Origin of the sequence: Micromonospora sp. C31 (genome assembly GCF_018070575.1) — a bacterium.
In the GTDB taxonomy this organism is placed as follows: Bacteria; Actinomycetota; Actinomycetes; order Mycobacteriales; family Micromonosporaceae; genus Micromonospora.
The window spans coordinates 76,629-101,002 of record NZ_JAGPXN010000009.1 but is presented as its reverse complement, the minus strand read 5'-3'; the positions used below and the strand labels follow the sequence as shown (position 1 = coordinate 101,002).

Sequence of the window (24,374 nt, the reverse complement as noted above, 5' to 3'; positions counted from 1 at the left end):
AATCCGATCCGCTCAGGCCGTCACGGCGTCCAGCGCCTTCTTGATCGCCTTCGGATCGGTCGGCTTGCGTGGCGCGTCCGCGCGCAGTGCGATCATCCGCTCGCCGATCTCCTGGAGCTGCTTACGGCCGAGCGCCTCGCGCACCTTGGGGAACCACTCCTGCTCCTCCTCCTCGACGTGGTGCAGGACGTTCTCGATCAGCACCGTGGTCTTGGCGTTGAAGCGCTCGTCGTCGGCGTCCATGGTGAACAGCTCGGCGCAGAGCACGTCGGCCACGTGGTGCTCCTCGTACGACTCGAGGATGTCGTCCTCCAGGTCGGGCAGGAGCTTGCGGACCTCGGGGTACATCACCTCGTTCTCGAGATAGGTGTGGACCGTGAGGGCTTCCAGGATCTCGTTCACGAGCTTCTGCCGCCGCGCCGCCGGACCCTCCTCGGCATCCTGGAACGCCTTGAACAGGCGGCGCATCTCCTTGTGGTCCTCTTTCAACACCACGATGGCATCGGTGGACACCTGTCGACCTCCCTGGGGCTCGTCTGACCACCTCCTCCCGTACCCCGGGGTGAACAGCGAAAACGGGCGGGGCCCGGCGGTGATCCGCCGGGCCCCACCACGGGTCGTGCCGTGCCTGCTACCTCACCACGTTGTACGCGTTGACCATGCCGGCGCCGTAGAAGCCGTTGCGCTTGCCGCCGGAGCAGGTCGCGTCGTAGGCGTTCGGGCCGGACGGGATCAGCGGCACCGGGTTGTAGACGCCGCCGGGGCAGGAGATCGCCTCGGCGGTGTTGCCCAGGAAGGCCGACAGCTGGCCGGACGCCATGCCCGGGTGCGCCGAGGCGGCCAGGGCGGCCACGCCCGCGGCGTGCGGCGAGGACATCGAGGTGCCCTGCTTGTAGCCCCAGCCGTTGGTCCTCGTGGTGGTGTTGTAGGTGGTGGACAGGATGCCGTCGGAGAGGGTCGAGCTGGCACCCCGGGTACGGAAGCGGGTGTCGCCACCCGGCGCCGTCACCTCGACGACGCCCTGACCGTACGAGGAGTAGTAGCTCTTCTCACCGGTCGGGCCGACCGCCGACACCGTCACCACGCCCGGCGCCTCGGCCGGCAGGACGAGGCAGGCGTTGGTGAGGTTCTCGCGCTCCTCGGGGGTCCCGTTGTTCGGGCTGCCCGTGTCGGTGATCTTGTGTGCGAGGTCCCAGTTGCTGTTGCCCGCGGACGCCACGTGCAGCACGCCCTTGCTCTGCGAGTACCGCAGGGCCCGCTGGACCGCCTTCCACACCGGACGCTGGCGCGCGTCGTTGCGGCAGTTGAGCTGCCACGGGTCGATGTAGTAGCTGTTGTTGGTCACCCGCATGCCCTGCTCGGCGGCCCACATGAACCCGCAGACCGCGGCCTCCGGGAAGATGTAGCCGTCGTCGTTGACCACCTTGACGGCGGCCACCTTGACGCCCGGGGCGACACCGGCCACGCCGACGCCGTTGACGGCGGCGGCGATGGTGCCGGCCACGTGGGTGCCGTGGTCGGAGGTGGTCGGGTTCCAGGCGGACTCGGCGGTGTCGGTGACCCCGCCGAGGCAGGACGTGCTCTTGTTCTTCGCGATCTGGCTGGCCAGGTCGGGGTGGCTGGACGAGATGCCGCTGTCCAGCACGCCCACCACCACGTCGGCGCGGCCGGCGTTGACGGCGTGGGCCTGCGGGACGTCGATCATCGGCATGTCCCACTGCTGACCGAAGAGGGGCTCCTTGGTCGGGTCGGCGGTCGTGTCGGCCGCCTCGGCCGCGGAGACCTCCAGGGTCTCGCCCTCATCGAGGGCGGTGCCCAGGCCGGCGGTGGACGCCACCGAGTCAACGCCCGCGCCCGCCACGTCGGTGACGAAGTCGGGGTTGGTCGACCGGACGACGAGCACGCCGATCTGGTCGTAGCTGGCGACCACGGTGCCGTTGGCGGCGGCCACGCGGGCGGCTGCCTTGTCGGTCTTGGCGCCCTGCGGGGCGAGCACCAGGAACGTGGTGTCCGGGCCGGCGGCCGACGCCGCCGGGGCCGCCCCGCCGGCGACGGCGAGGCCGACGCCGAGCGTCACGGCGGACGCGGCAGCCAGTGTCTTGCGACGGAGGTTCTTCACACAGACTCCCAGGGGGCTGTTTCCAGCCGGGGTACGCCCCCTGGCGGGGAGCGACCGGCGGGAGGCGGGCGGGATGCACGCCTTCGCATGCACCAGCGCCACGCAGCCGGGTGGCGTTACACGCGCCCGTGCCGCCCCGACGGAAGGTGTCAGATGGTCGCCAGGGTGTGCGGGATCTCGTCGAGCAGCTCCCGGGCGAGGAAGCCGATCCGGCCGAACCGGGGGACCAGTCGCTGACCGCTCACCGCGTGGGCGAAGGCCGCCCAGCACGCGGCCTGCGCCGGGTCCGCGCCCCGCGACAGCAGCCCGGCCAGCAACCCGGCGCGTACGTCCCCGCTGCCGGAGGTGCCGAGGCCGGCGTCGCCGCTCTCCTCCCGCCAGCTTCCGCCGTCGGGGGTGGCGACGTGGCCGTAGAGCGAGACCACCGCGTCGTAGCGGCGGGCCAGCTCGGTCGCCTCGGCGTCCAGGTCGTCGCCGGGCTCCCGGTGGAGCAGGTGCCGGGCCTCGGTGAGGTTGGGGGTGAGCACCGCCGGCCGACCGGAGCCGACCAGCAGGCCCGGGGCGTGGCTGAGGGCCCCCAGGGCGTACGCGTCGAGCACCAGCGACGTCTCCGGGCCGGCCGCGTCGAGCACCAGCCGCAGCAGGCGGCCCGTCTCGTCGATGTCCTTCAGCCCGGGGCCGACGGCCACCACGTCCGCCTCCGCGACCAGGTCGCCCAGCAGCTCGCCGGGTCGTCCCGCGACCGCCCCGTCCGTGGTCTCCGGCAGCCCCACCACCAGGGCCTCCGGCACCTGGATGCTCAGCGCGGCGGCGGTGGACTCGGCGGCGGCGAGCTGGAGCACCCCGGCCCCGGCCCGCAGCGCGGCCACGCCGGCCAGCAGGACCGCGCCGGGGGTGAACCGCGAGCCGCCGACCACCAGCACCGTGCCCCGGGCCTCCTTGCCGCCGGTCGGCACGGGCAGCGCCCACTCCCGCAGCAGCCCGGGGGTGATCACCCGGGTGTCAGACCGGTTCGGCATGGACCTCGTCCTCCCTGGTCGGCCGGGCACCCTGCTCGTGCAGGTGGCGTACGTCGTTGAACACGCCCGGGGTCAGCCGGCCGTCGGCCCCGGCGGACCAGGCGGTGATCGAGCAGTTGGCGATGACGTGTTCGCGGGTCAGCGCCATCAGCTCCGCCTCGGTGAGCCCCTCCACCAGGTAGCGGGTCAGGAAGACCAGGGCGTCGTGGCCGAACAGCAGCACGCGCCTTCCCTCGTGGTCGCGGCGCAGGTCGCCGAGGAGGGCGCGCAGGCGCAGCGCCACGTCGGTCCAGGACTCGCCGCCCGGCGGCCGGTAGTAGAACTTGCCGAGCCGGTCCCGGCGTGCCGCCTCCTCCGGGTGCCGCCGGCGCACCCCCTGCCCGGTCAGCCCGTCGAGGATGCCCAGCTCCCGGTCACGCAGCCGCTCGTCGCGGCTGAGCGGGATCCCGGTGCCGGCCACGGCCAGCTCGGCGGTCCGCACCGCCCGCAGGTACGGCGACACCACCGCCACGTCCGGCCGGCGGGCCTCCGACAGCCCGGCCAGCCACCGCGCGGTTGCCCGGGCCTGCTCCTCACCGGTCGGGCTCAGCGGCACGTCCGCGTCGCGGTGGGTCAGGTCGATCAGCTCGGCGCCCGAGGCCTCGGCCGCCGTGGCCGCCACGTTCGCCGTGCTCTCGCCGTGCCGGACGATCCAGAGCGTCGCCAGTTCCGCCATGCGGCAACCCCTACCCGCGGCCCGCCCCGGGTAACCGCGCCCCGCCGCTCAGCGCCGCTGCCCCGAGCGGGCGGCCCCGCTGACCTCCCGCCGGATCTCCTCCAGCCGGTCGGCCAGCTCCCGCGGCCGGCTCAGGGCCACCGGGTGCCCGCCGTCCATCTCGTCCGGGGTGACGCCCAGCCGGTCGGCGACCAGCTTGCGCAGGAAACCGACCGGGAAGAAGCGGTCGCCCCGGCAGAGCAGCACCCGGGTCGGCACGCTCGGCCAGGCGGCGAGCGGCCACGGCTTCTCGAACGGTGTGCCCGACTGGTCCCGGGCGTTGGCCGTGGCCTCCTCGACCAGCCGGGGCGGCAGTTCGTGGAAGAAGACGACGTTCGGGTCGGCGTCCTGCTCCGGCGTCCAGCCCTCGCGTTGCGCCTGGGCCTGCCGGGCCTGCGCGTAGCCGGTGGCGCCCCACCACTCGCCCGGCGACTCGCCGGGGGAGGGCACCATCGGGGTCAGCAGCACGAGCAGGTCGACGTGGACCCGCTCACACAGCAGCGGGCCCGTGAACGCGCCGAACGACTGGGCCACCACGACCAGGTCGGTGCGGTCCCCGACGGCCCGCACGGCGGCGTCGGCGTATTCGACCAGCCCCGCCGAGTCGTCGGCGCACGGCAGGTCGACCGCCACCACGTCGTGCCCCCGCTCGCGCAGCTGCGCCGCCAGCAGGTGCCAGTACCAGGGCCCGCTCGCGGCGGGGGGAACCAACACGTACGTCGCCATCGCCGATGCTCCTCGGAGGTCTGGTCGAGGGCCGGTCGCCCCGTCACCCGATCGCCACGCACCGTAACGCAGGGGTGTGACGGGCGGGCGTGACCGGCCGCGCGGCGGGTAAGCGCGACTCCACCGATCACCGAGACGGGGAGGTGTGCCGTGGCCACGATGGTCAGGGAACCGGCGAGCCCGGTGCAGGATCAGAACTACGACCTGATCCACGCGCTGCAGATGTCGTTGCAGCACATCTGGCAGTTGGAGAACTACATCGCCGACGCCGACGCGCGGGGCGACACGGAGCTGGCAACCTGGTTCCGCAAGATCCAGGAGAACAACCGTAAGGCCGGCGAGCAGGGCAAGCGGATGCTCATCTCGCGACTCCAGGAGGAGATGGGCTGAGCCCCGCGGCCGGCGGCCGGGGCTCCGCACACGGATCGCCCGGCCGTCGGCGTGCGGGCACGACGGGATCCGCGTCGCTCGGCGCGAGCCGCGACGCGACGTGCCGGCCGACCGGGCGGGTTACGGTGTGCACGTGGCGACACCGGCCGAGGAGATCCGGGTGGGGGAGCGGCTGGTGCGTGTCTCCAGCCCCGACAAGCCGTACTTCCCGGCACTCGGGCTGACCAAGCTGGACGTGGTGCGCTACTTCCTCGCCGTCGGCGACGGCATCCTGCGCGCCCTGCGGGACCGGCCGACCATGCTGGAGCGGTGGCCGCGCGGCGTCTTCGACGGGGCGCGGATCGGCACCCGGCAGGACAACCGGGGCGACGCCTTCTACCAGAAGCGGCTGCCGGCGGGCGCGCCCGGGTGGGTGCGCACCGCCCACATCACCTTCCCGAGCGGGCGTACGGCCGACGAGGTCGCGCCGGGCGAACTGGCGGTGGTGATCTGGGCGGCCAACCTCGGCACGCTGCGGTTCCACCCGTGGCCGGTCTCCGCCGCCGACGTCGAGCGGCCCGACCAGCTGCGGATCGACCTGGACCCGATGCCGGGGGTGGGCTTCGACCAGGTGGTGCCGGTGGCCCACGAGGTGCACGCGTTCCTCACCGAGCTGGGCCTGACCGGCTATCCGAAGACCACCGGCGGGCGGGGCCTGCACGTCTACCTCTCCATCGAGCCCCGGTGGAGCTTCGGCGACTGCCGGCGGGCTGTGCTGGCCCTGGGCCGGGAGATGCAGCGCCGGCTGCCGGACCTGGTCACCACCACCTGGTGGCGGGAGCAGCGGGACCGACCGGTCTTCGTCGACTACAACCAGATGTCCCGGGACCACACGATGGCCTCGGCGTACTCCATCCGTCCCACCCCGCACGCGCTGGTCTCCGCGCCGCTCGACTGGTCGGAGCTGGACGACGCCCGGCCGGAGGACTTCGCCGTGACCACGATGCCCGCCCGGTTCGCCGGGCGGGGCGACCCGCACGCGGGCCTCGACGACCGACGGTTCTCCCTGGAGCCGCTGCTGGAGCTGGCCGACCGGGAAGGGTTGGCGGCCCCTCCGGAGCGCTGAGCGGGCGGATGCGCCGGGGCGGGCGGCGGTCGGCTCGATCCGCCGCCGGCCCGTGCGCCCGGCCCGCCGGATCACTCCCACGGGCTGCGTTCGCCGTCGAACTCCTCGAAGACCAGCCAGGTGCGGGTGGAGAGCACCCCGGCGATACCCTGCACCCGGCCCAGCACCACGTCGCGCAGGGTGGCGTTGTCCGGCGCCCGCACCAGGGCCAGCACGTCGTGGTCGCCACCGAGCAGGGCGGCGTGCTCGATGTAGCGGACCCGGGCCAGCTCCGCCGACACCTCCCGCCAGGTGTTCTGCTCGATCTTCAGCGCGATGTACGCCGAGGTGCCCAGCCCCGCCGCCTCGGGCGCGACCTGGGCCCGGAAGCCGGTGACGACCCCGTCGCGCAGCAGCCGCTCGACGCGGGCGTACGCGTTGGTGCGCGAGATGTGGATGCGTTCGGCGAGGGTACGCACCGACGTGCGGCCGTCGCGGACCAGTTCGTGCAGGATCCGCCGGTCGACGTCGTCCAGCGGTCGCGCCGAACGTCCCGTTCCGGCCGCCGGCTCCGCTGTGCCCCCGGACTCCTGGCTCACTTCGCTGCCTGTCCCATGCCATCCGTCCCGCGTTTGTCCTGGATCTTGAGTCAATCATCCGACAGCAGGAGCATAGGCCCACCACACGTCCAGGAGGTCCCGCCGTGACGACCACACCCGAGGCGGTCCGCAGGGCATCCCCGCGCAGCCGCCGGGCGGCCACCCCGCCCGACCCGGCCAAGCCGCTGCTGCCGGCCACCGAGCCCGTCCGTCTGCTCGATCCGGCCGGCACGCCGCTGCGCGCCCCCGCCGACTACCCCGAGCCGCCCGTCGAGGCGCTCGTCGAGATGCACCGGCGGATGGTCGTCGGCCGCCGCTTCGACACCCAGGCCACCGCGCTGACCAAGCAGGGCCGGCTGGCCGTCTACCCGTCCTCGCGGGGCCAGGAGGCCTGCCAGGTCGGCGCCGTGCTCGCCCTGCGCGACACGGACTGGGTCTTCCCGACCTACCGGGAGTCGATGGCCCTCGTCAGCCGGGGCATCGACCCCGTCGAGGTGCTGACCCTGCTGCGCGGGGACTGGCACTGCGGGTACGACCCCGCCGAGCGGCGCACCGCCCCGCAGTGCACCCCGCTGGCCACCCAGTGCGTGCACGCCGCCGGGGTGGCCTACGGCGAGGCGCACCAGGGGCGCGACACCGTCGCGCTGGCGTTCATCGGCGACGGCGCCACCAGCGAGGGCGACTTCCACGAGGGCGTCAACTTCGCCGCCGTGTTCAAGGCCCCCGTCGTCTACTTCGTGCAGAACAACCAGTACGCGATCAGCGTTCCGCTGTCCCGGCAGACCGCCGCGCCGTCGCTGGCGTACAAGGGCGTGGGCTACGGCGTGCCCAGCGAACAGGTCGACGGCAACGACCCGGTGGCCGTGCTCGCGGTGCTCACCCGCGCGGTCGAGCACGCCCGCTCGGGCCAGGGCCCGTTCCTGGTCGAGGCGCACACCTACCGGATGGAGGCGCACACCAACGCCGACGACGCGACCCGCTACCGCGACGGCGCCGAGGTCGAGGCCTGGCGCGACCGGGACCCGGTGGCCCGGCTGGAGACGTACCTGCGGGCCCGCGGCGCGCTCGACGACGCGGCGGTCGCCGCGGTCGCCGAGGAGGCCGAGGCGTACGCCGCCGACCTGCGTACCCGCATGAACACGCAGCCGACGGTCGACCCGATGAGCCTCTTCGAACACGTCTACGCCGAGCCCACCCCCCAGCTGGTCGAGCAGCGCGAGCAGGTCCGCGCCGAGCTGGCCGCCGCCCAGGACGAGGAGGGTGAGCGCTGATGGCCGCCCTGACCATGGCGAAGGCGCTCAACGCCGCGCTCGCCGACGCGATGCTCGACGACGACCGGGTGGTCGTCTTCGGCGAGGACGTCGGTGCGCTCGGCGGCGTCTTCCGGATCACCGACGGCCTCCAGGCCCGCTTCGGCGACAAGCGCTGCTTCGACACGCCGCTGGCCGAGGCCGGCATCGTCGGCTTCGCCGTCGGCATGGCCATGTCCGGGCTGCGCCCGGTGGTCGAGATGCAGTTCGACGCGTTCGCGTACCCGGCGTTCGAGCAGATCGCCTCGCACGTGGCGAAGCTGCGCAACCGCACCCGGGGCGCGCTCAGCGTGCCGATCGTCATCCGGGTGCCGTACGCGGGCGGCATCGGCGGGGTCGAGCACCACTGCGACTCCAGCGAGGCGTACTACGCGCACACCCCCGGCCTGAAGGTCGTCACCCCGGCGACCGTGCAGGACGCGTACTCGCTGCTGCGCCAGGCGATCGACGACCCCGACCCGGTCGTGTTCATGGAGCCGAAGAAGCTCTACTTCTCCAGCGCCGAGGCGGAGCTTCCCGCGACCACCGCGCCGATCGGCCGGGCGGTCGTGCGCCGGCCCGGCCGCGACGCCACCCTCGTCGCGTACGGGCCGGCGGTGCCGGTCGCGCTCGAGGCCGCCGAGGCCGCCCGCGAGGAGGGCTGGGACCTGGAGGTCGTGGACGTGCGCAGCATCGTGCCGTTCGACGACGAGACCGTCACGGCCTCGGTCCGGCGCACCGGCCGGTGCGTGGTGATCCAGGAGGCGCAGGGCTTCGCCGGGGTCGGCGCCGAGATCGCCGCCCGCGTGCAGGAGCGCTGCTTCCACGCCCTGCACGCCCCGGTGCTGCGGGTCTCCGGGCTGGACATCCCGTACCCGGCGCCGATGCTGGAGCACACCCACCTGCCGTCGGTGGACCGGGTCCTCGACACGGTGGCCCGGCTCCAGTGGGACGACCAGCCCGACGGGCGCTGGCTGAGCCGGGGGAGCGCGGCGTGACGACCGTGGACGGGGCGCAGGTCTTCCTCCTGCCCGATCTGGGCGAGGGGCTGAGCGAGGCCGAGATCGTCGAGTGGCGGGTCGCCGTGGGCGACGTGGTCACGGTGGACCAGAGCGTCGTCGAGGTGGAGACCGCCAAGGCCGTCGTCGACGTGCCCTGCCCGTACGCCGGTCGGGTCGTGGCGCTGCACGGCGCGGCGGGCGAGACGCGGCCGGTCGGCCAGCCGCTGATCACCATCGCGCCCCTGGACGGTGCCGGCGGGGGCGGCGACGAGCCCGCCGGGCACGCCACCTACCGCGAGGAGGAGCGGGCCGGCTCCGGCAACGTCCTCATCGGGTACGGCACCGGCCACGGCGGCGCGGGTCGGCGGCGTCGGCGCCCCCGTCTCGTGGCCGCGCCCGATCCCACCCCCGCCGGCTCGCCGGCGCCCGCCCCGGAGCAGGCGACCCGGACCGGCGCGACCGGGCGACCGTCCGCCGCGGCGGCGCCCCTGGTCATCTCGCCGATCGTGCGCCGGCTGGCCCGCGAGCACGGCCTCGACCTGGCCGCACTGCGCGGCAGCGGCCCCGGCGGCGTGGTGCGCCGGGCGGACGTAGAGGCCGCCGTCGCCGAGGCCGCCACGCCGGCCGCCCGGCTCGCCGCGGTGCCGGACGAGCCCGCCCCGTCGGCGGTCGGCGGCGCCGAGGACGTCGTCGTCCCGCTCACCGGCATCCGCAAGGTGATCGCCGACAAGCTCTCCCGCAGCCGGCGGGAGATCCCCGAGGTCACCATCTGGGTGGACGTGGACGCCACCGGGCTGCTGGAGACCCGCGCGGCGATCAACGCGGCGACCCCGGACGCGCCGGTGAGCATCCTGGCCCTGCTGGCCCGGATCTGCCTGTCCGGGCTGCGCCGCTATCCGCAGCTCAACGCCCGGGTCGACACCGAGGGTCAGCGCATCGTCCAGTCCGCCGGGGTGCACCTGGGCATCGCCGCCCAGACCGACCGGGGGCTGGTCGTGCCGGTGCTGCGCGACGCGCAGCGGCTCACCACCGCCGAGCTGGCCGCCGAGTTGGCCGCGACCACCACGGCCGCCCGGGCCGGCACGCTGTCGCCGGCCCGGCTGACCGGTGGCACGTTCACGCTCAACAACTACGGCGTCTTCGGCGTCGACGGCTCCACCCCGATCATCAACCACCCGGAGGCGGCGCTGCTCGGGGTGGGACGGATCGTGGACAAGCCCTGGGTGGTGGACGGGCAGCTCGCGGTGCGCAAGGTGACGCAGCTCAGCCTGACCTTCGACCACCGGGTCTGCGACGGCGGGGTGGCCGGCGGTTTCCTGCGGCACGTCGCCGACTGCGTCGAGCGGCCGGCGGTGCTGATCGCCAACGTCTGACCCGCGTCCGCGACGGCCCCGGCTCTCCGCCTCCCGGCGGAAGCCGGGGCCGTCGCGGTCCCGGACCGCGTTTTCCCACGCTCGCGGCGGGAATGCGGGCCGGGCAGTCCCGCCGAGAGGAGGACGAGTGGCGCAACCGGACATGCCCTCCGCCGCAGGCGTGCGGCGCCACGCGGTGGCCGGCGCCCCGCTGCTCTGCGACGCCCGGGAACACGGCATGGTCGGCGACGGGGTCGCCAACGACCAGCCGGCGCTCGCCGCGCTGGTCGACCGCCTCGGCGACGCGTACGCCGCCGACGGCCGGGCCCGGATCATCCAATGCCCGCCAGGGGTCTACTCGATGCGGGACGCGGGCACCGTCTGGCGTACCGGGGTCTCGCTCATCGGCGCCGGCCCGGGGGCGACGCGCTTCGTGCTCAGCAACGCCGGCAACCGGGCCGACCCGACGCCGCTGGCCTTCTACACCACGCACCAGCACGGTGCCGACCGGGACCGGCACCTGGCGGACTGCACCTTCGCCGACTTCGAGATCGACGGCTCGGGGGTGGCGTCGGCGGACTACAACCCGCTGTCCAAGGGGATCGGGTTGCAGTACGTCAGGCGGGGCACCTTCCGCAACCTGTACATCCACCACACCGCCGCCACCGGCCTGGGCTGCGACTTCCTCCAGGACTGCCTGATCGAGGGGGTGCTGGTGGTCGGCTGCGGGCGGCTGGACAACGGCACCGAGATGGGCGGCGCGGGCATCGGCGTCGGCGTCGGCGGCTGGGGCAGCGTCGAGCGGCTCAACATCGTCAACTGCAGCGCGGTGGCCAACGCCACCAACGGCATCTTCCTGGAGTTGCAGGAGGCGGGCGAACTGCGTCCGCGGGGCGTGCGGATCATCGGCTGCCACTCCCAGGGCAACCGCTTCGGCATCTCCGACTGGGGCGCGAACGGCCTGATCGTCTCCGCCTGCACGATGACCGGCAACCTGGAGGCGGGCTTCCACGTCTCGGCGAAGGGCACCACGAGCACCGCCGGGCGCGGCGGCATCCTCACCGACTGCGTGATCGACGGCAACCTGCGCGACGGCGTCAGCATCGGCAACACCCCGGGCCCCTACACGATCCGCGGCAACCGGATAAGCGGCAACGGCCGGTACGGCTACCACCAGCGTGATCTCGGCGGGTCCGAGGAGACCGTGGCCGAGGAGATCGTCATCGAGGGCAACGACTTCTACGGCAACAGCGCCGACGCCATCCGCATCGACCGTCCGATGCGCGACGCCTTCGTGGTCGGTAACCGGATCCGCAACAACGGGCGGCAGTGGGCCCCGGCGACGAGCGGGCACGGCGACTCGGTGCGGTACACCGTGACCTCGGTGGTGGACCGGCGGGCGACCTGGCCGAACGACGGCCACCGGGGCAAGACGGTGCGGGTCGGCGAGCAGATCGCCGTGGTGGCGGCCAACGACGACACCACGCTCACGCTCGCGCCGATCCGGCCGGATTCGTCGAGCGGATGGAGCGGGGCCACCCCGGCGCCGGGCGCCCCGTACGAGCTGTCCGGCGGGCCGCCGGTGCGCGCCGGCATCGCGATCAACGCGGCGTTCGACTCGGCGACCGTCCGCGGGAACCGGATCTGGGACAACCGGCAGCCGAGCACGCAGAACCACGGACTGTGGATCACCGCGCAGGGCAGTTGTGTGGACTGCCGGGTCGAGGACAACGATCTCGCGGGCAACGCGGACTCCGCCATCCGGATGGACACCCCGCCGGTCGGCGGCCGGTGGGAACGCAACCACGGCGACGACGACTGGACGTGAGAGCGGCCGTCGGCGGCGGTTCGGACGATTCCGGACAGATCCGGAAGCCGGCGCGAGCGGCCCTATCGGGTGCAGTGGGGGAAATGGTGCCCGTAATTGCTTCCCCATTTCCGCCGAAATTGCGCGCCCACCCGACGCGGCGTGGAGAGAATGTGGCTGAGGAGACCAATTAACGGGGGGGACGCATCATGGAGTTGAGGCGGCGACTGTCGGTGCTGGCCGTGACCCTCACGGCCGCGCCGTTGGCGCTCGGCGGGTGTACCGCCGACCGTGGACCGGATGCCCGGCCGGCCGAGGGACGGGCCGCGGCGGCGCCGGAGCTGACCGTGACGCCCGCCGACCGCGCCCGCGAGGTGCCGATCACCGCCGAGGTGGGGACAACGGTCAGGAACGGAAAGGTCACCGCCGTCCGGATCACCGACGACAAGGGCGCGCCGGTCCAGGCGGAGCCCCGCGAGGACGGCTCGGGCTGGGTGCCGAAGGCGCCGTTGGCGCCGCGGCGCACCTACACCGCGGAGGTGACCGCCACGGGCGACTCGGGGGCTACGACCACCCGCAGGACCACCTTCACCACGATGCCGAAACCGACGAAGCCGGAAATCACCAGCACGTTGTACTTCGCCGGTGATCGGACGTACGGCACCGCCATGCCGGTGACCGTGGCGTTCGACCCGCCCATTCCGAAAGAGGCCAGGGCCGACGTCCAGCGCCGGTTGTTCGTGAAGACGGATCCGCCGCAGCCGGGCGCCTGGTCGTGGGTCTCCGACGGCAGTCAGGCCTACTACCGGGCCCCCGACTTCTGGCGCCCCGGGACCAGCATCAGCGTCCGCGCCGGGCTGGAGGGCCTGCCGATCGGCAAGGACCGGGTCGGCGACTCCGACCGCACCGCCACCTCCAGGATCGGCCGACAGGTGGCCCTGGAGATCGACAACGCGACCAAGCAGATGTCGGTGCTGCGCGACGGCAAGGTGGTCCGCAGGATCCCCGTCAGCCTCGGCAAGCCGAGCACGCCGACCTCCAGCGGCAAGATGGTGATCATGGATAAGCACCAGCAGACGACGTTCGACACCCGGGGGTCGGCCGACCCCTACGTGGTCGACGTCGAGGACGCCCAGCGGCTGACCTGGGGCGGCGAGTTCATCCACGGCGCACCGTGGTCGGAGGGGGACCAGGGCAGCAGGAACGTCTCGCACGGCTGCACCAACGTCGCCGCCGCCGCCGCCGACTGGCTGATGGGGGTGACGCAGGTCGGCGACCTGGTCACCGTGAAGGGCACCGAGGTGCCGTTGACCGAGGGCAACGGCTGGACGGCGTGGAACGTCGGCTGGGACGACTTCGTCAAGGGCAGCGCCCTGCCCGTGCCGGCCGGGCTGCGGCCGTCCCCGTCGCCCGCGCCGCACCCTGGCGCTGTGGCCGGGGGCTCGCCGGCGCCGGCGCCGTCCGTACGCGGCGGCTGATCCGACCGTACGCACACCCGGTTGGCCGGTCCGCCGCCGCGCGGGCCGGCCCCCGGCGTGTCGGTCGTCGTGGCTCAGCCCAGCGGCACCCGGGCCACCCCGGCACCCGTGAGGCTCCCCAGCCAGAGGTGGTCGCCGTGCTGACGCACACCGGTGATCATGTCGTAGGTCCCGCGCGGGCCGTGCAGGCTGCGCAGCACCCGCCCCTCGCCGTCGACGAGGGCCACCAGGCCGTAGCGCAGCGGTTTCGGCTGCATCGCCGCCGGCAGCAGCGCCACCAGCTGCCGCAGCCGGGGGTGGGGCAGCAGCCGCTCGACCACCGGCAGCCGGGGGCTGGGCAGCGCGATCCAGTACGTCCCGTCGCCCACCGGGGTCAGGTTGTCCGGGTACGCCGGCAGGTCGGCCAGCACGGTGACCGCGCCGTCGGCCAGGGCGACCCGCACCAGGCGGTGGGTGGCGGTCTCGACCAGCATCAGCGCCGACTCGTCCGGGGTGAGCGCGAGCCCGTTGGGGAAGTGGAACCCGGTGCGCACGACGTCGGTGCGCCCGCTGCGCGGGTCGTACGCCAGCACCCGCCCGTTGGGCCGGTGCTCCAACAGGTCCCGCTTCCAGTGTGAGAGCGGGAAGCGGTCGGAGGAGTCGGTGAAGTAGACGGTGCCGTCGCGGGCGACGGTGGCGTTGTCGGCCAGGTGCGCCTTCGCCCCGCGCCCGCCCAGCTCACGCACCGCCCCGTCGCCGGTCACCCGCAGCAACCCCCGGTACGCGTCGCAGACCACCAGGCTGCCGTCGCGCGGGTCGACCTCCACGCCCAGCGGCCGGCCCCCGGTGTCGGCGAGCGGCCGGGGCCGGGTGCCGGCAGGCGCGTCCACCGGCCACCACCAGAGCCGGCCGTCCTCCGTGCCGCTGACCACCCGGCCGGACGGGTCGACGACCACGTCCTCCGGGCCGGACACGCCGTCGGGCAGGGGCAGCAGCTCGACGGCGTCGAGGCGGCGGTCGGTGGGCGCCCACGGCCCGTCGAGCGGCGGTGGGACGGTGGCGGGCTCGCGGACGGGGCGGATCAGCCGGGGCGCACGAGGGCGGGGAGGGACCATGGCTTATTTTCGCCCGCCGATGTCGCAGCCCACCGGCCCCGCGGGCGTCCGGCCTGAGGAGGATCCGGGAGTCTCCGGGTAGACCCTGGGCGTACCCGGATCCGGTCCTTCAGCAGGGCGGAAATGTCGGTGGTGGGGGATAGGTTCGTCGGTATGCGACAGCGCGACGACCGGCTCCACGTGGAGATCACCGTGGCCGACCACGAGGTGGAGGTGCGGGCGACCGGCGAGGTCGACATCGCCACGGTCGCCGCCTTCCGCTCCGCGCTCTGGGACGCCCCGCCCCGGCCCGTGCTCCGGCTGGATCTCTCCGGCGTCCGCCTGCTCTCCGCCGCCGGGGTGCGGGCGCTGGTGGCCGCGCATCTGCGCGTGCGCGCCCGGGGCGGCGAGCTGGTGCTGCTCCGCCCCGACCCGGTGGTCGAGCGGGTGCTGCGGGCCACCGGCCTGCACCGGGTCATCCCGATCGTGGATCCGTGTGCCGACCGGGAGCTGGTGCCCTGCTGACCTGCGGCACCCCGGGCGGGCCGGTGCCGTCGCCGGTCCGCGCCGAACGGTCAGCCGTCCGCCGTCCGCACCGGCCCGCCGCCGGGCGGTCAGCCGTACGCTCGGCAGACCGTCCGTTCGGCGGCGGGCCCTGCGCTCAGCGGACGCCGAGCAGGTCGACGACGAAGACCAGGGTCTCGCCCGGCTTGATGACACCACCGGCGCCCCGGTCGCCGTAACCCAGGTGCGGCGGGATGGTCAGGCGGCGCCGGCCGCCGACCCGCATGCCCACGACGCCCCGGTCCCAACCGGAGATGACCTGCCCGCCGCCGAGCGGGAACTCGAACGCCTCGCCCCGGTTCCACGAGGAGTCGAACTCGCGGCCGGTGGAGTGCGCGACCCCCACGTAGTGGACGCTGGCCAGCTGTCCCGGCTGGGCCTCCGGCCCCTCGCCGACGGTGATGTCGTCGATGACGAGATCCGCCGGGGGCGCGCCCTCGATCGGACCCACCTCGGGCTTGCCCGAGCGGGCGCCTGCTGCCTGGTTCATTCGGGAGTCTCCTGCCATTTCGGTCCTGATGTCCGTCACCCGAGATCCTGCCCGATGGCATCCGGCGAGTGCGTGGCGGTCCCGGCGGGAGCGTTCGGCGCTGCCGGACGGGAAGCGGGAGGGCTGCTCCTCCGCCGACCGGGAAGCGGTGGGCGGGCACGCCGAAGCGGGCGCCACCGGTGGTGACGCCCGCTTCAGAGGGAGGTGCCGTACCCGGTCACCGCAGCCAGGGGAACCGCCGCACGATCGGCAGCTTCGCCCAGGTCGCGCCCAGGCCGAGGGTCGCGCCGGCGTTGACCAGTGCCAGACCGACCAGCAGCGCCGCGTTGAGCAGGTGGTCGTCCATGAAGGGGTTGTTCTCGGGCGGCAGGACGACCGTCCACATCATCACGTAGAGCACCGCGCCGGCGACGGCGGCGACGCGCACCCCGATGCCGAGCAGCAGCGCGACGCCGATCGCGGCCAGACCGGTCATGAAGAGCACGTCGGCCCAGGCGGCCCCGGCGATGCCGCGGTAGAAGTCCGCGAACGGACCCGCCGCGCCGAAGGTCAGGAAGCCCTTGGTCGGGCTGCCGCCGTTGATCCAGGCGTTCTTCGCCTCGGTGGCGAATCCCAGACCGAAGACCTTGTCCAGGAAGGCCCAGAGGAAGGTCCAGCCGAGGGCGATCCGGATGCCGGCGAAGACGTACCGCGCCGCCCGCTCCCTGGTGGTCTCGCCGCCGGGCCGCGTCTCCGCCACGGGAGCGTCGGTCCTGGCTGTGGTGCGCTCGGTCGTCGCGGTCATTGTCTCCACGTCCCTTCGTGTGCCTCGCACCGCGCTGTCCCGGTGGCATCTCCATTGGACGCCTGCCGGCGCCCGTGGGGCAGGGCCGACCGGGCCCCACCGGACCGGGACCTTGGACCCCTCCCGGCCCGGTCCGGCGGCCCTGACCTGCCGGCCCGGCGCGGTCGTAGCGTCGCAGGCGCAACGACCGGGAGGTCGTGATGAGGCGACCTGCTGCGGGTGCACCTGCGTACCGACGCGGAGATCCGCGAGGACGTGGTGCAGGAGGTGCTGCGCCGGGTGCTCGCGGTGCGGGACGGCCTGGTCACCGTCCGGGTACGCGGCGGCGAGGTGACGCTCGACGGCCGGTTGGACCGGCGGAGCGCCGTCGAGCTCGCCGGCCGAGGCGGCGGTCAGCCGGGTTGCACGACCGGGTCGGCGAGCTGCGCGCGGAGCACGGCGGGCGCCTCGGCGAGCGACGGACCGTACCAGGTCAGGTGCCTGCCGGAGAGCAGGGCGCAGGGGGTGCCGGGGAACGCGTCGGGCCCGTCGTCGGCGGTGAACCGGTACGGCTCGTCGGGCAGCACGACCAGCTCCGGCGCGCGGGCGCGCAGCTCGTCGAGGCTCGGGCGGGGATAGCGTTCGACGTGGTCGGCGTACACGTTGGTCACGCCGAGCCGGCGCAGCACGTCGCCGGCGAAGGTGTCGGCGCCCAGCACCACCCACGGCCGCCGCCAGACCGGCACCACCGCCCGGCGGGCCGGCCGGGCCGCGGGCAGGGCGGCCCACGCCTGGCGGGCCAGGGCGAGCCACTCCGGCTCGGCCGGGGCGCCCAGCTCGCGCATCAGGGCCGCCAGCTCGGCCAGCGCCTCGTCGACGGTACGCGGGTAGGTCACCCGCACCGGCACGCCGGCGGCGGCCAGCGCGTCGGCGTCCTCCCGGCGGTTCTCCTCGACGTTGAGCAGCACCAGGTCGGGGCACAGCGCGAGTACCCGGTCGAGGTCGGGGTACTTGCTCCCGCCGACCCGCGTGACCTCCAGCCCGGCGGGGTGGGTGCACCAGTCGGTGGCGCCGACCAGCAGGCCCGGCAGGGTCAGGGCGACGGCCTCGGTCAGCGACGGCACCAACGACACGACGCGCACCCGTGCACCTCCCCGGTCCGGTACGTCGAGCATCGGCGTACCGGACGATCATGCCCCGACCCGCGCCCCGGATGCCGGACGGGCGTCCCTTGCGACGACTCTACAACGTTGTAATACTCGCCTGGTCCCCCCTCAGGAGGTCCCATGAGGTCCCAACCCACCCCGCCCGGACAGCCCGCCGGCGACACCGACGAGGAGGTTCCCCTGGAGGCGCTCGGCGACCTCTACCGCGACGGCATCACCGCGTGCCGCGGCGCCTTCGCCGTGGACTGGGTGGATCGCGTCGGCGAGGACGTCCAGGCCGCCTTCCGGGAAGCCCGCTCCCGCCCCGACGGCGCGGTCGGCCGCGGCCCGCAGCGGTGGTACGTGGAGATCCACCCTGAGCAGCTGCGCGGCTTCGTCGACCTGGTGACCCACCCGTGGGTGGTCGCGGTGTGCCGGGCCGTGCTCGGTTCCGACTACCAGATCGTCGAGCTCGGGTTCGACATCCCGTTCCCCGGCGCGGTCACGCAGCCGTGGCACCGGGACTTCCCGATGCCGCAGGACACCCGCCGGCAGCGGCGGCTGACCTCGCTGGCCTTCAACCTGAGCACCGTGGACACGGTGGCGGAGATGGGGCCGTTCGAGATCGCCCCGGGCACCCAGTGGGACGACGGGCGGGACTTCGACCACCAGATGTTCCCGCCGAAAGAGCGCTACCCCCGCTACGAGCGACGGGCGGTCCGCAAGTACCCGCGCCGCGGCGACATCTCCGCCCGGTCCGCGCTGACCGTGCACCGCGGCACGCCGAACGTCTCCGCCCTGCCCCGACCGGTGCTGGTGCTCGGCGTCGACGCGCCGGGAGCGGGCAACGCCGAGCACCACGACATGGCGGTCACCCGGGGACACTGGGCGGGCCTACCCGAGCAGGTGCGTGCGCACCTGCCCTGCCCGGTGGTCGACGCCCTGACGCCGATCCGGCAGAAGCACACCATCGAGGGCCTGGTGATGGGCGCGGAGTAACCCGGGCGCCTCGCGTCACACCTGGTCGGCGGCGCGGCGCAACCACCGCTCGCGGGTCAGCGCGTACTCCACCTCGCCGTGCTCCGCGCCGTCGATCATCTCCGGCCAGTCCCCGACGTACGTGCGCACGAGCCGCAGCCCGGACTTCTCCAGCACCCGGCGCGACGCGGCGTTGACGGTCATCGTGTTCGCGGTGACCCGCTCGACGCCGAGTTCGGCGAAGCCCTTGCCGATCAGCGCCCGGCAGCCCTCCGTGGCGAGACCGGCGCCCCAGGCGGCCCGCCGCAGCCGGTAGCCCAGCTCCACCTCGCGGGCGTCGCCGTCGTGGGTCGGGCGGAACTCGAACCAGCCCAGGAAGTCGCCCGACCCCCGGTCCAGCGCCGCCCACCACCCCAGCCCCGGTGGTCGCCGGTAACCGGCGAGGATCCGGGGCAGCACGCGTTCCCGGACCGCCTCGGGCGGGGTGGCACGCCCGCCGGTCAGGTACCGCACCACCTCCGGGTCGCCGTCCAGCTCGACGAGCAGGTCGGCGTCGGCGGAGGTGAACTCGCGCAGCACCAGCCGCAGGGTGCTCAGGAAGACGTTCACCGGCTCATCCCAGCGGTGCGGGCGCGTCGCCTCAATCGAAATTCCGGGCGTACGGCCCGAGGGGCACCACCGCCGCGCCGGTCATGCTCGACCGCCCAGATCGTGGCGTACGTGTTGCAGAACCAGATCGCCGAGGCGGACCGGCGGTTGGCCGCCGAGGGTCGGCGGGGTGAGGAGTTCGTCCGTACCTCGATCCTCCAGCCGCTGGCGGACGTGGTGCGCGTCGAGGTCGACTGACCGCCGTCCGGGGCCGTCCGGGCATACCCCGACGGCCCCGCAGCGGAGCGCTCACGCCGGCGCCGCGGCCTTCCGCGGGGCGGCCGGCGCCGCGGCGGCCAGCCGGGCGGCGATCCGCCCCCGGCCCGGGCGGCACCGCGACGAGGTCGCCGGCGGCCGGCCGGACGACGCCCACAGCCGGTTGATCGGGGTGTCCGCCCAGCGGTGCCGGAAAGGCGCGGGGCGACCCGCCTGCCGTCCGCCACCCCCGTCGCGTCCTCCGTCACCCCCGAGATCGGCGCTGGTAATGCTCGACAAAGCTGTCGCTCATTGCACTCGGGAAGTGCGCCGATCCCAGGACGCGCCGGCGTGATCGTGTCCTTGATCACGGCCGAGGTCCGTGCGGGTGCTGCGAATGGAGCGCCGTGGGAAAAGACCGGCGGGGCCGCGCCGATTCCTCAGCGTGACCCCGTGGCAGCCGGAGCGTGAGCCCGGCGGTCAGCGGTTCTTGTACGCCTCGACGACCTCGACCGGGATGCGGCCACGCTCGGAAATCTTGTAGCCGTTCTTGGTGGCCCATTCCCGGATGGCCCGGTTCTGCTCCCGGTCCATTCCCGAGCCGCCCGACGCGCCCGCCCGGCGGGTTGGCCGCCCGGTGTCGACGGACCCTCGACCGATTCGCCGGCCAGCGTTGATGTACGGGTCGAGGGCCTTGCGCAGCACGCCCGCGTTCTCGTCGGAGACGTCGATGGTGTAGGCCACGCCGTCAAGACTGAACTCGACGGTCCGGTCGGCCTTTCCGCCGTCGAGGTCGTCGGTCAGGACCGTGATTACTTTTCTCGCCATCGTCAATTACTCCCTGTGTGGGGCGGGGTGTGGTCAAAGTTTGACCTATCCCACGGGGAATCCGCAACAATGCGCGTCGTCCTCATTTCGGCGGGTCGCGTTATCGCGGGAAAACGGCTCGGCGCAAAGCCCGGGGTTCAGTCGCCGAGCAGACCGGCGTGACCCGCGAGTGCCGCCGCCTCGGCCCGGGTGGATACCCGCAACTTCCGCAGCAGCGCGGCCGTCATCCGCTTCACGGTGCGTTCCGAGACGTGCATCCGTTCGGCGATATCGACGGTACTGCGTCCCGAGGCGATGGCTCGGAGCATGGCCCGTTCCTCGTCGTCGAGGTCGACCGGGGCCGGTCGCCCGGGACGCAGCAGCGCGCGGAGCAGATGTCCCGGCAGCACGGCCCAGCCGTCGAGGACGGCCAGCAACGGAGGCAGCAACTCCTCCGGCTCGGCGGTCTTCGGCAGGTACGCCTCGGCACCCGCGCGCAGCGCCTCCAGGGCGGGAGCCGGGTCCTCCCCGCCCGACATGGCCACCACCCGGACCCGGGGCGTCGTCCGCCGGATCGCCGCCACCGCCCGGATTCCGCCCGGCGGCGGCATGTGCAGGTCGACCAGTGCCAGGTCGGGCAGGCAACGCCGGACGAGCGAGGCGGCGGCCGAGGCGTCGCCGGTGGAGCCCACCACCTCGGCCCGCCCGTCGGTCGTCACCGGCAGCAGCAGCTCCAGCCCGCGCACGAACAGCGGGTGGTCGTCCACGACGGCCAACCGGACGACGGGAGGGGCTGGCATGCCTGGTCCGTTCCCGAGCGGGTACCGATCATGCGGCCGAACGAGGGAGGTCGGGCGGATGCATGGACGGCACGGACGGCGAGGACCGCTGCGGGTGCTCCGGTGGGCGGGACCCGAGGCCGGTCCCGCCGACCCGGCCGCCCTGGACACCGACCCGGAACTGCTGCTGCGTGTGCTGTGCCACGAGTTCCGTACCCCGGTCAGCGCCCTCACCTCGCTCACCCGGGCCCTCGCCGACGACCGGCTCGCGCTCACCGGCGACGACCGGCGGGCCATCACGGCACTGGCCCACCAGCAGGCCGTACACCTGCAGGGCCTGCTGCGTGACGCGGCCGTCGGCACCGGGGCCCTCGTGCCGGCGCCGGACCCGGCGGCGCCGTTGGCGGCGGTCCTGCGCGGCGCGGGGGCCCTGGTGCCACCGCGGCGGCGGCTGATCGGCGTGACCCGGCGGGCCGGCGACTGCCCGGTGCCGCGGCGGCGGACCCGGCAGGTGGTGACCAACCTGGTGGAGAACGCGCTGCGGCACGGACCGGCCGCCGGCCGGATCGGCATCCACGCCGCACTCGGCCGCTCCGGCCTGAGCATCGTCGTCACCGACGAGGGCCGGGTCGACCCGCCCCTCGTCGAGGCGCTGCGCCGGCCCGTCCCCTGCGCCGGGGCCTCCGGGCTCGGGCTGTGGATCGTGCGGCGGCTGCTCGCCGCCGACGGCGGACGGCTGCGCCTGCACCGGCTGCGACCGCGCGGGGTGGCCCTCGAGGTGGTGCTGCCCGTGCCCGCCGACGACAGGGTGGCCCCGCGGGGCCACCGGTTGGCCCGATAGGGCTCACCGTCGCGGGAACCGCCTCGGTGACAGCCCGACCGGCACCGAGGAGGACATGTGTTCACCCACGTCAAGGATCTGCAGTTCGAGGCCAAGCCGGACGGCCCCGACGCCGCGTTCGCCCGCCGGCTCCAGGAGATCCTGGGCGGCAAGTGGGGCGAGATGACGGTCGCCAACCAGTACCTCTATCAGGGCTGGAACTGCCGCCTGCCCGGCAAGTACAAGGACCTCTTCCTCGATGTCGGCACCGAGGAGATGGGTCACGTCGAGATGATCGCCACGATGATCACACGGCTGCTGGAGAACGCCCCGCTGTCGTTGCAGGAGGCCGCCGACGACAACCCGATGGTCGGGGCGATCTACGGCGGCTCGAATCCGGCGCACTTCATCCACGGCGGCGGCGGAGCACTGCCGGTGGACAGCGCCGGTGTGCCCAGGAACGGCGCCTTCATCACCGCCAGCGGCAACCTGATGGCCGACTTCCAGCTCAACGTCACCGCCGAGGCGCAGGGCCGGCTCCAGGTGGCCCGGCTGTTCAACATGACCGACGACCCCGGGGTCAAGAACATGCTGCGCTTCCTGCTGGCCCGCGACACCATGCACCAGAACATGTGGATGGCGGCCATCGAACAGCTCAAGGAGGACGGCCTGGAGGAGATGCCGGTGCCGGACGCGTTCCCGGACTCCAAGGAGTTCACCGAGCAGTTCAGCTACACGTACCTGGACTTCTCGCCGGGCACCGACGCGTCGGAGGGGCGCTGGGCGTCCGGGCCGGCGCCCGACGGCAAGGGCGAGTTCCGCTACGACCACAGCCCGCGCGCGCACGCGCCCGAGCCCGTCCTGCCGCCCGGCGACCCGCGGCTCTACGGAACGAATCCGGGCCTCGCCAAGGGCACCGTCAACAAGGTCAAGAGCAAGCTCACCTGACGCCGTCGTGCCGGGGGCGTCCGCGAGCGGCGGGCGGCCCCGGCGACACCGTACCGGGAAGGGGGTGTGCCGTGACCGAACTCGTGCTCCGCCCGCTCGCGGACGCGTTCATGCAGGTGGGGGTCTACGTCGCCGTCATGGTGGCGTTCTTCGGCTGGCTGCGCTGGCGCTACGGCGACCGGGTCACCGACGGGCTCACCAGCCGGCCCCGGCTCGGTCCGCTGGTCGGCGCACTGCTGGGCGTCAGCCCCGGCTGCGGCGGGGCGATCATCCTGATGCCGCTCTACGCCCGGGGGAAGGTCTCCTTCGGCACGGCGGTCGCCGCCCTGGCTGCCACCATGGGGGACTCGTCGTGGGTGGTGCTCGCCTGGAACCCCGTGTTCGCCCTCCAGATCCACGTGCTGCTCTTCGCGGTCGGTCTGGTGACCGGGTACGTCGTCGACGCCCTGGGCATCGATCCGGCCCGCGCGGTCGACCGCCGGGCCGCCGCCGCGCCCGCGCCGGTCGGCCTGGCCGGGGCGGGCGGGCCGGACCTCGCCGGCTCACGGCGGCTGCTCGGCGGGCTGCTGCCCCACGTGCCGGCGTCCACGGCCTTCTGGGGGCTGACCACACCGGCATTCGCGGTCTCGGTGCCGGTGGTCTTCCAGTTGGTCGACCCGGGGGCGCTGACCCGGTCCTTCGGCGGCGTCGACCCGTACCTGGCGCTGGGGGTACTCGGCTCGCTGACCGCCGCGCTGATCTTCGCCGCCGGGCGGGGGCGGCTGGCCGACGACAGCCTGGAGACGGCGCAACCCCGCTCGCTGCGGGCGACGCTGCGGCACAGCGCGCACGAGGCGTCCTTCGTCACCGTCTGGGTCGCGGTGGCGTACCTGGGCTGGCAGGTGGTGACGACCACGACCGGCTTCGACGGCTCCCAGCTCGCCCTCACCGGGCTCGTCGGCGTGCTGGTCGGCGCGGGCATCGGCCTGATCCCCGGGTGCGCGGTGCAGATCGTCTTCACCGGCCTGTACGTCAGCGGCGGACTGCCGCTGCCGACCCTGGTCGCGAACGCGATCAGCCAGGACGGCGACGCGCTGATCCCGCTCGCCGCGCTGCGTCGGCACTCGGCGGCGCTAGCCACCGTCGTCACCACCGTTCCGGCGGCGGCCGTCGGCGCCGCCCTGCTCGTCCTGCTCTGATCCGTACGGAGGGAGACCCCGATGTCCGTCGCGATCCCGATCACCCGCGTCCGGCGCAAGCTGGTCGTCTTCGCGTTGCTGACCGGCGTGGCCGCGCTGGCCGGACTGCCGGGCCGGACCGTCGCCGCGCTGGCGCTCACCTGCCTGGCGATCCCGCTCGCCGTGGCGGCTGCCGGGGGGACCGGCCTGGCGCGCGAGCTGCTGCGCGCAGGCGTGCGGGAAGGCTGGTGCTCGCACCCGACTGCCCAGCCGACCCCACGGTCCGCCACGGCGCCGGCCGGCGGAGGATGCACGTGCGCGACGCTGTCGAGCTGATGTCGCAGCCGGTTCACCGCCGTCCGGTGCCACAGCGACCCGGACGACGCCGG

The 24,374-nt window shown here is 74.0% G+C and carries 27 protein-coding genes; 14 read left to right on the top strand and 13 right to left on the bottom strand.

The annotated features are described in order from the left end of the window. Nucleotides 1–12 precede the first annotated feature (12 nt). The 5 genes from KBX06_RS14345 to KBX06_RS14325 form a co-directional block, all read right to left on the bottom strand. The gene (locus KBX06_RS14345) at nt 13–513 is read right to left on the bottom strand and encodes a hemerythrin domain-containing protein (RefSeq protein WP_210835012.1); all 501 of its coding nucleotides are present in this window, start codon (nt 511–513) and stop codon (nt 13–15) included. 118 nt (nt 514–631) lie between these two features. Beyond that, nucleotides 632–2,119: a S8 family serine peptidase gene (locus KBX06_RS14340; protein WP_210835011.1), complete on the bottom strand. Its 1,488-nt coding sequence runs from the start codon at nt 2,117–2,119 to the stop codon at nt 632–634. Nucleotides 2,120–2,268: 149 nt separating this feature from the next. Further along, nucleotides 2,269–3,138: an NAD(P)H-hydrate dehydratase gene (locus tag KBX06_RS14335; RefSeq protein ID WP_210835010.1), complete on the bottom strand. Its 870-nt coding sequence runs from the start codon at nt 3,136–3,138 to the stop codon at nt 2,269–2,271. Beyond that, nucleotides 3,122–3,853, bottom strand: a complete 732-nt coding sequence (locus tag KBX06_RS14330) for a histidine phosphatase family protein (protein WP_210835009.1) — start codon at nt 3,851–3,853, stop codon at nt 3,122–3,124. The genes KBX06_RS14335 and KBX06_RS14330 overlap by 17 nt, the downstream gene beginning before the upstream one ends. 48 nt (nt 3,854–3,901) lie before the next feature. Then, the gene (locus KBX06_RS14325) at nt 3,902–4,618 is read right to left on the bottom strand and encodes an alpha/beta hydrolase (RefSeq protein WP_210835008.1); all 717 of its coding nucleotides are present in this window, start codon (nt 4,616–4,618) and stop codon (nt 3,902–3,904) included. Nucleotides 4,619–4,777: 159 nt separating this feature from the next. Here KBX06_RS14325 and KBX06_RS14320 point away from each other — a divergent pair, with 159 nt between their 5' ends. Both KBX06_RS14320 and KBX06_RS14315 read left to right on the top strand, forming a co-directional pair. Then, on the top strand, nt 4,778–5,008 hold the full coding sequence (locus KBX06_RS14320; protein ID WP_210835171.1) for a hypothetical protein: 231 nt from the start codon (nt 4,778–4,780) through the stop codon (nt 5,006–5,008). Nucleotides 5,009–5,141: 133 nt separating this feature from the next. Next, nucleotides 5,142–6,113: a DNA polymerase domain-containing protein gene (locus tag KBX06_RS14315; protein ID WP_210835007.1), complete on the top strand. Its 972-nt coding sequence runs from the start codon at nt 5,142–5,144 to the stop codon at nt 6,111–6,113. Between the two features lie 71 nt (nt 6,114–6,184). Here the strand turns inward: KBX06_RS14315 and KBX06_RS14310 are convergent, their stop codons facing one another. Next, a complete protein-coding gene (locus KBX06_RS14310; RefSeq protein ID WP_210835006.1) occupies nt 6,185–6,691 on the bottom strand; it encodes an Lrp/AsnC family transcriptional regulator in 507 nt (168 codons plus the stop codon). Nucleotides 6,692–6,795: 104 nt separating this feature from the next. Here KBX06_RS14310 and pdhA point away from each other — a divergent pair, with 104 nt between their 5' ends. From pdhA to KBX06_RS14285, 5 genes are all read left to right on the top strand, one after another. Next, nucleotides 6,796–7,962: a pyruvate dehydrogenase (acetyl-transferring) E1 component subunit alpha gene (pdhA, locus tag KBX06_RS14305; protein ID WP_210835005.1), complete on the top strand. Its 1,167-nt coding sequence runs from the start codon at nt 6,796–6,798 to the stop codon at nt 7,960–7,962. After that, nucleotides 7,962–8,978, top strand: a complete 1,017-nt coding sequence (locus KBX06_RS14300; protein WP_210835004.1) for an alpha-ketoacid dehydrogenase subunit beta — start codon at nt 7,962–7,964, stop codon at nt 8,976–8,978. The genes pdhA and KBX06_RS14300 overlap by 1 nt, the downstream gene beginning before the upstream one ends. Beyond that, complete coding sequence (locus KBX06_RS14295) at nt 8,975–10,354, top strand: dihydrolipoamide acetyltransferase family protein (protein WP_210835003.1); 1,380 nt, start codon at nt 8,975–8,977, stop codon at nt 10,352–10,354. Before KBX06_RS14300 ends, KBX06_RS14295 begins: the two co-directional genes overlap by 4 nt. Nucleotides 10,355–10,496: 142 nt before the next feature. Beyond that, nucleotides 10,497–12,161, top strand: a complete 1,665-nt coding sequence (locus tag KBX06_RS14290; protein WP_210835170.1) for a right-handed parallel beta-helix repeat-containing protein — start codon at nt 10,497–10,499, stop codon at nt 12,159–12,161. A 188-nt stretch (nt 12,162–12,349) separates the two neighbouring features. Beyond that, nucleotides 12,350–13,618: an Ig-like domain-containing protein gene (locus tag KBX06_RS14285; RefSeq protein ID WP_210835002.1), complete on the top strand. Its 1,269-nt coding sequence runs from the start codon at nt 12,350–12,352 to the stop codon at nt 13,616–13,618. A 74-nt stretch (nt 13,619–13,692) separates the two neighbouring features. On the opposite strand, the gene KBX06_RS14280 is transcribed toward KBX06_RS14285, so the two are convergent. Next, nucleotides 13,693–14,712 carry an SMP-30/gluconolactonase/LRE family protein gene (locus KBX06_RS14280; RefSeq protein WP_210835001.1) on the bottom strand — a complete coding sequence of 340 codons (1,020 nt, stop codon included), beginning with the start codon at nt 14,710–14,712 and terminating at the stop codon, nt 13,693–13,695. A gap of 153 nt (nt 14,713–14,865) precedes the next feature. On the opposite strand from KBX06_RS14280, the gene KBX06_RS14275 reads away from it, so the two are divergent. Further along, the gene (locus KBX06_RS14275) at nt 14,866–15,216 is read left to right on the top strand and encodes an STAS domain-containing protein (RefSeq protein ID WP_210835000.1); all 351 of its coding nucleotides are present in this window, start codon (nt 14,866–14,868) and stop codon (nt 15,214–15,216) included. 136 nt (nt 15,217–15,352) lie between these two features. Here KBX06_RS14275 and KBX06_RS14270 read toward each other — a convergent pair whose 3' ends face one another. The 3 genes from KBX06_RS14270 to KBX06_RS14260 form a co-directional block, all read right to left on the bottom strand. Next, nucleotides 15,353–15,745, bottom strand: coding sequence for an FKBP-type peptidyl-prolyl cis-trans isomerase (locus KBX06_RS14270; RefSeq protein WP_210834999.1), 393 nt, complete (start codon nt 15,743–15,745; stop codon nt 15,353–15,355). A gap of 217 nt (nt 15,746–15,962) precedes the next feature. Then, the gene (locus KBX06_RS14265; RefSeq protein WP_210834998.1) at nt 15,963–16,538 is read right to left on the bottom strand and encodes a DoxX family membrane protein; all 576 of its coding nucleotides are present in this window, start codon (nt 16,536–16,538) and stop codon (nt 15,963–15,965) included. 383 nt (nt 16,539–16,921) lie between these two features. Next, nucleotides 16,922–17,650 carry a helical backbone metal receptor gene (locus KBX06_RS14260; RefSeq protein WP_210834997.1) on the bottom strand — a complete coding sequence of 243 codons (729 nt, stop codon included), beginning with the start codon at nt 17,648–17,650 and terminating at the stop codon, nt 16,922–16,924. 144 nt (nt 17,651–17,794) lie between these two features. Here KBX06_RS14260 and KBX06_RS14255 point away from each other — a divergent pair, with 144 nt between their 5' ends. Further along, on the top strand, nt 17,795–18,652 hold the full coding sequence (locus tag KBX06_RS14255) for a phytanoyl-CoA dioxygenase family protein (RefSeq protein ID WP_210834996.1): 858 nt from the start codon (nt 17,795–17,797) through the stop codon (nt 18,650–18,652). Between the two features lie 15 nt (nt 18,653–18,667). Here KBX06_RS14255 and KBX06_RS14250 read toward each other — a convergent pair whose 3' ends face one another. Continuing rightward, nucleotides 18,668–19,240 carry a GNAT family N-acetyltransferase gene (locus KBX06_RS14250; RefSeq protein ID WP_210834995.1) on the bottom strand — a complete coding sequence of 191 codons (573 nt, stop codon included), beginning with the start codon at nt 19,238–19,240 and terminating at the stop codon, nt 18,668–18,670. Nucleotides 19,241–19,342: 102 nt separating this feature from the next. On the opposite strand from KBX06_RS14250, the gene KBX06_RS28240 reads away from it, so the two are divergent. Beyond that, on the top strand, nt 19,343–19,477 hold the full coding sequence (locus KBX06_RS28240; protein WP_256442392.1) for a hypothetical protein: 135 nt from the start codon (nt 19,343–19,345) through the stop codon (nt 19,475–19,477). A 477-nt stretch (nt 19,478–19,954) separates the two neighbouring features. Here the strand turns inward: KBX06_RS28240 and KBX06_RS14245 are convergent, their stop codons facing one another. Beyond that, nucleotides 19,955–20,302, bottom strand: coding sequence for an Lsr2 family protein (locus KBX06_RS14245; RefSeq protein ID WP_210834994.1), 348 nt, complete (start codon nt 20,300–20,302; stop codon nt 19,955–19,957). Nucleotides 20,303–20,439: 137 nt separating this feature from the next. Further along, on the bottom strand, nt 20,440–21,081 hold the full coding sequence (locus KBX06_RS14240) for a response regulator transcription factor (protein WP_210834993.1): 642 nt from the start codon (nt 21,079–21,081) through the stop codon (nt 20,440–20,442). Between the two features lie 94 nt (nt 21,082–21,175). Between KBX06_RS14240 and KBX06_RS14235 the strand changes: the two genes are divergently transcribed. The 4 genes from KBX06_RS14235 to KBX06_RS14220 all read left to right on the top strand — a co-directional run bounded on the left by KBX06_RS14235 (nt 21,176) and on the right by KBX06_RS14220 (nt 24,321). Next, nucleotides 21,176–21,901, top strand: coding sequence for a sensor histidine kinase KdpD (locus KBX06_RS14235; RefSeq protein ID WP_210834992.1), 726 nt, complete (start codon nt 21,176–21,178; stop codon nt 21,899–21,901). Between the two features lie 57 nt (nt 21,902–21,958). Then, complete coding sequence (locus KBX06_RS14230) at nt 21,959–22,828, top strand: manganese catalase family protein (protein WP_210834991.1); 870 nt, start codon at nt 21,959–21,961, stop codon at nt 22,826–22,828. 71 nt (nt 22,829–22,899) lie between these two features. After that, nucleotides 22,900–24,006: a putative manganese transporter gene (locus tag KBX06_RS14225; RefSeq protein ID WP_210834990.1), complete on the top strand. Its 1,107-nt coding sequence runs from the start codon at nt 22,900–22,902 to the stop codon at nt 24,004–24,006. 21 nt (nt 24,007–24,027) lie between these two features. After that, entirely contained in the window at nt 24,028–24,321 is a 294-nt protein-coding gene (locus tag KBX06_RS14220; RefSeq protein ID WP_210834989.1) for a hypothetical protein, read from the top strand. Nucleotides 24,322–24,374 lie beyond the last annotated feature (53 nt).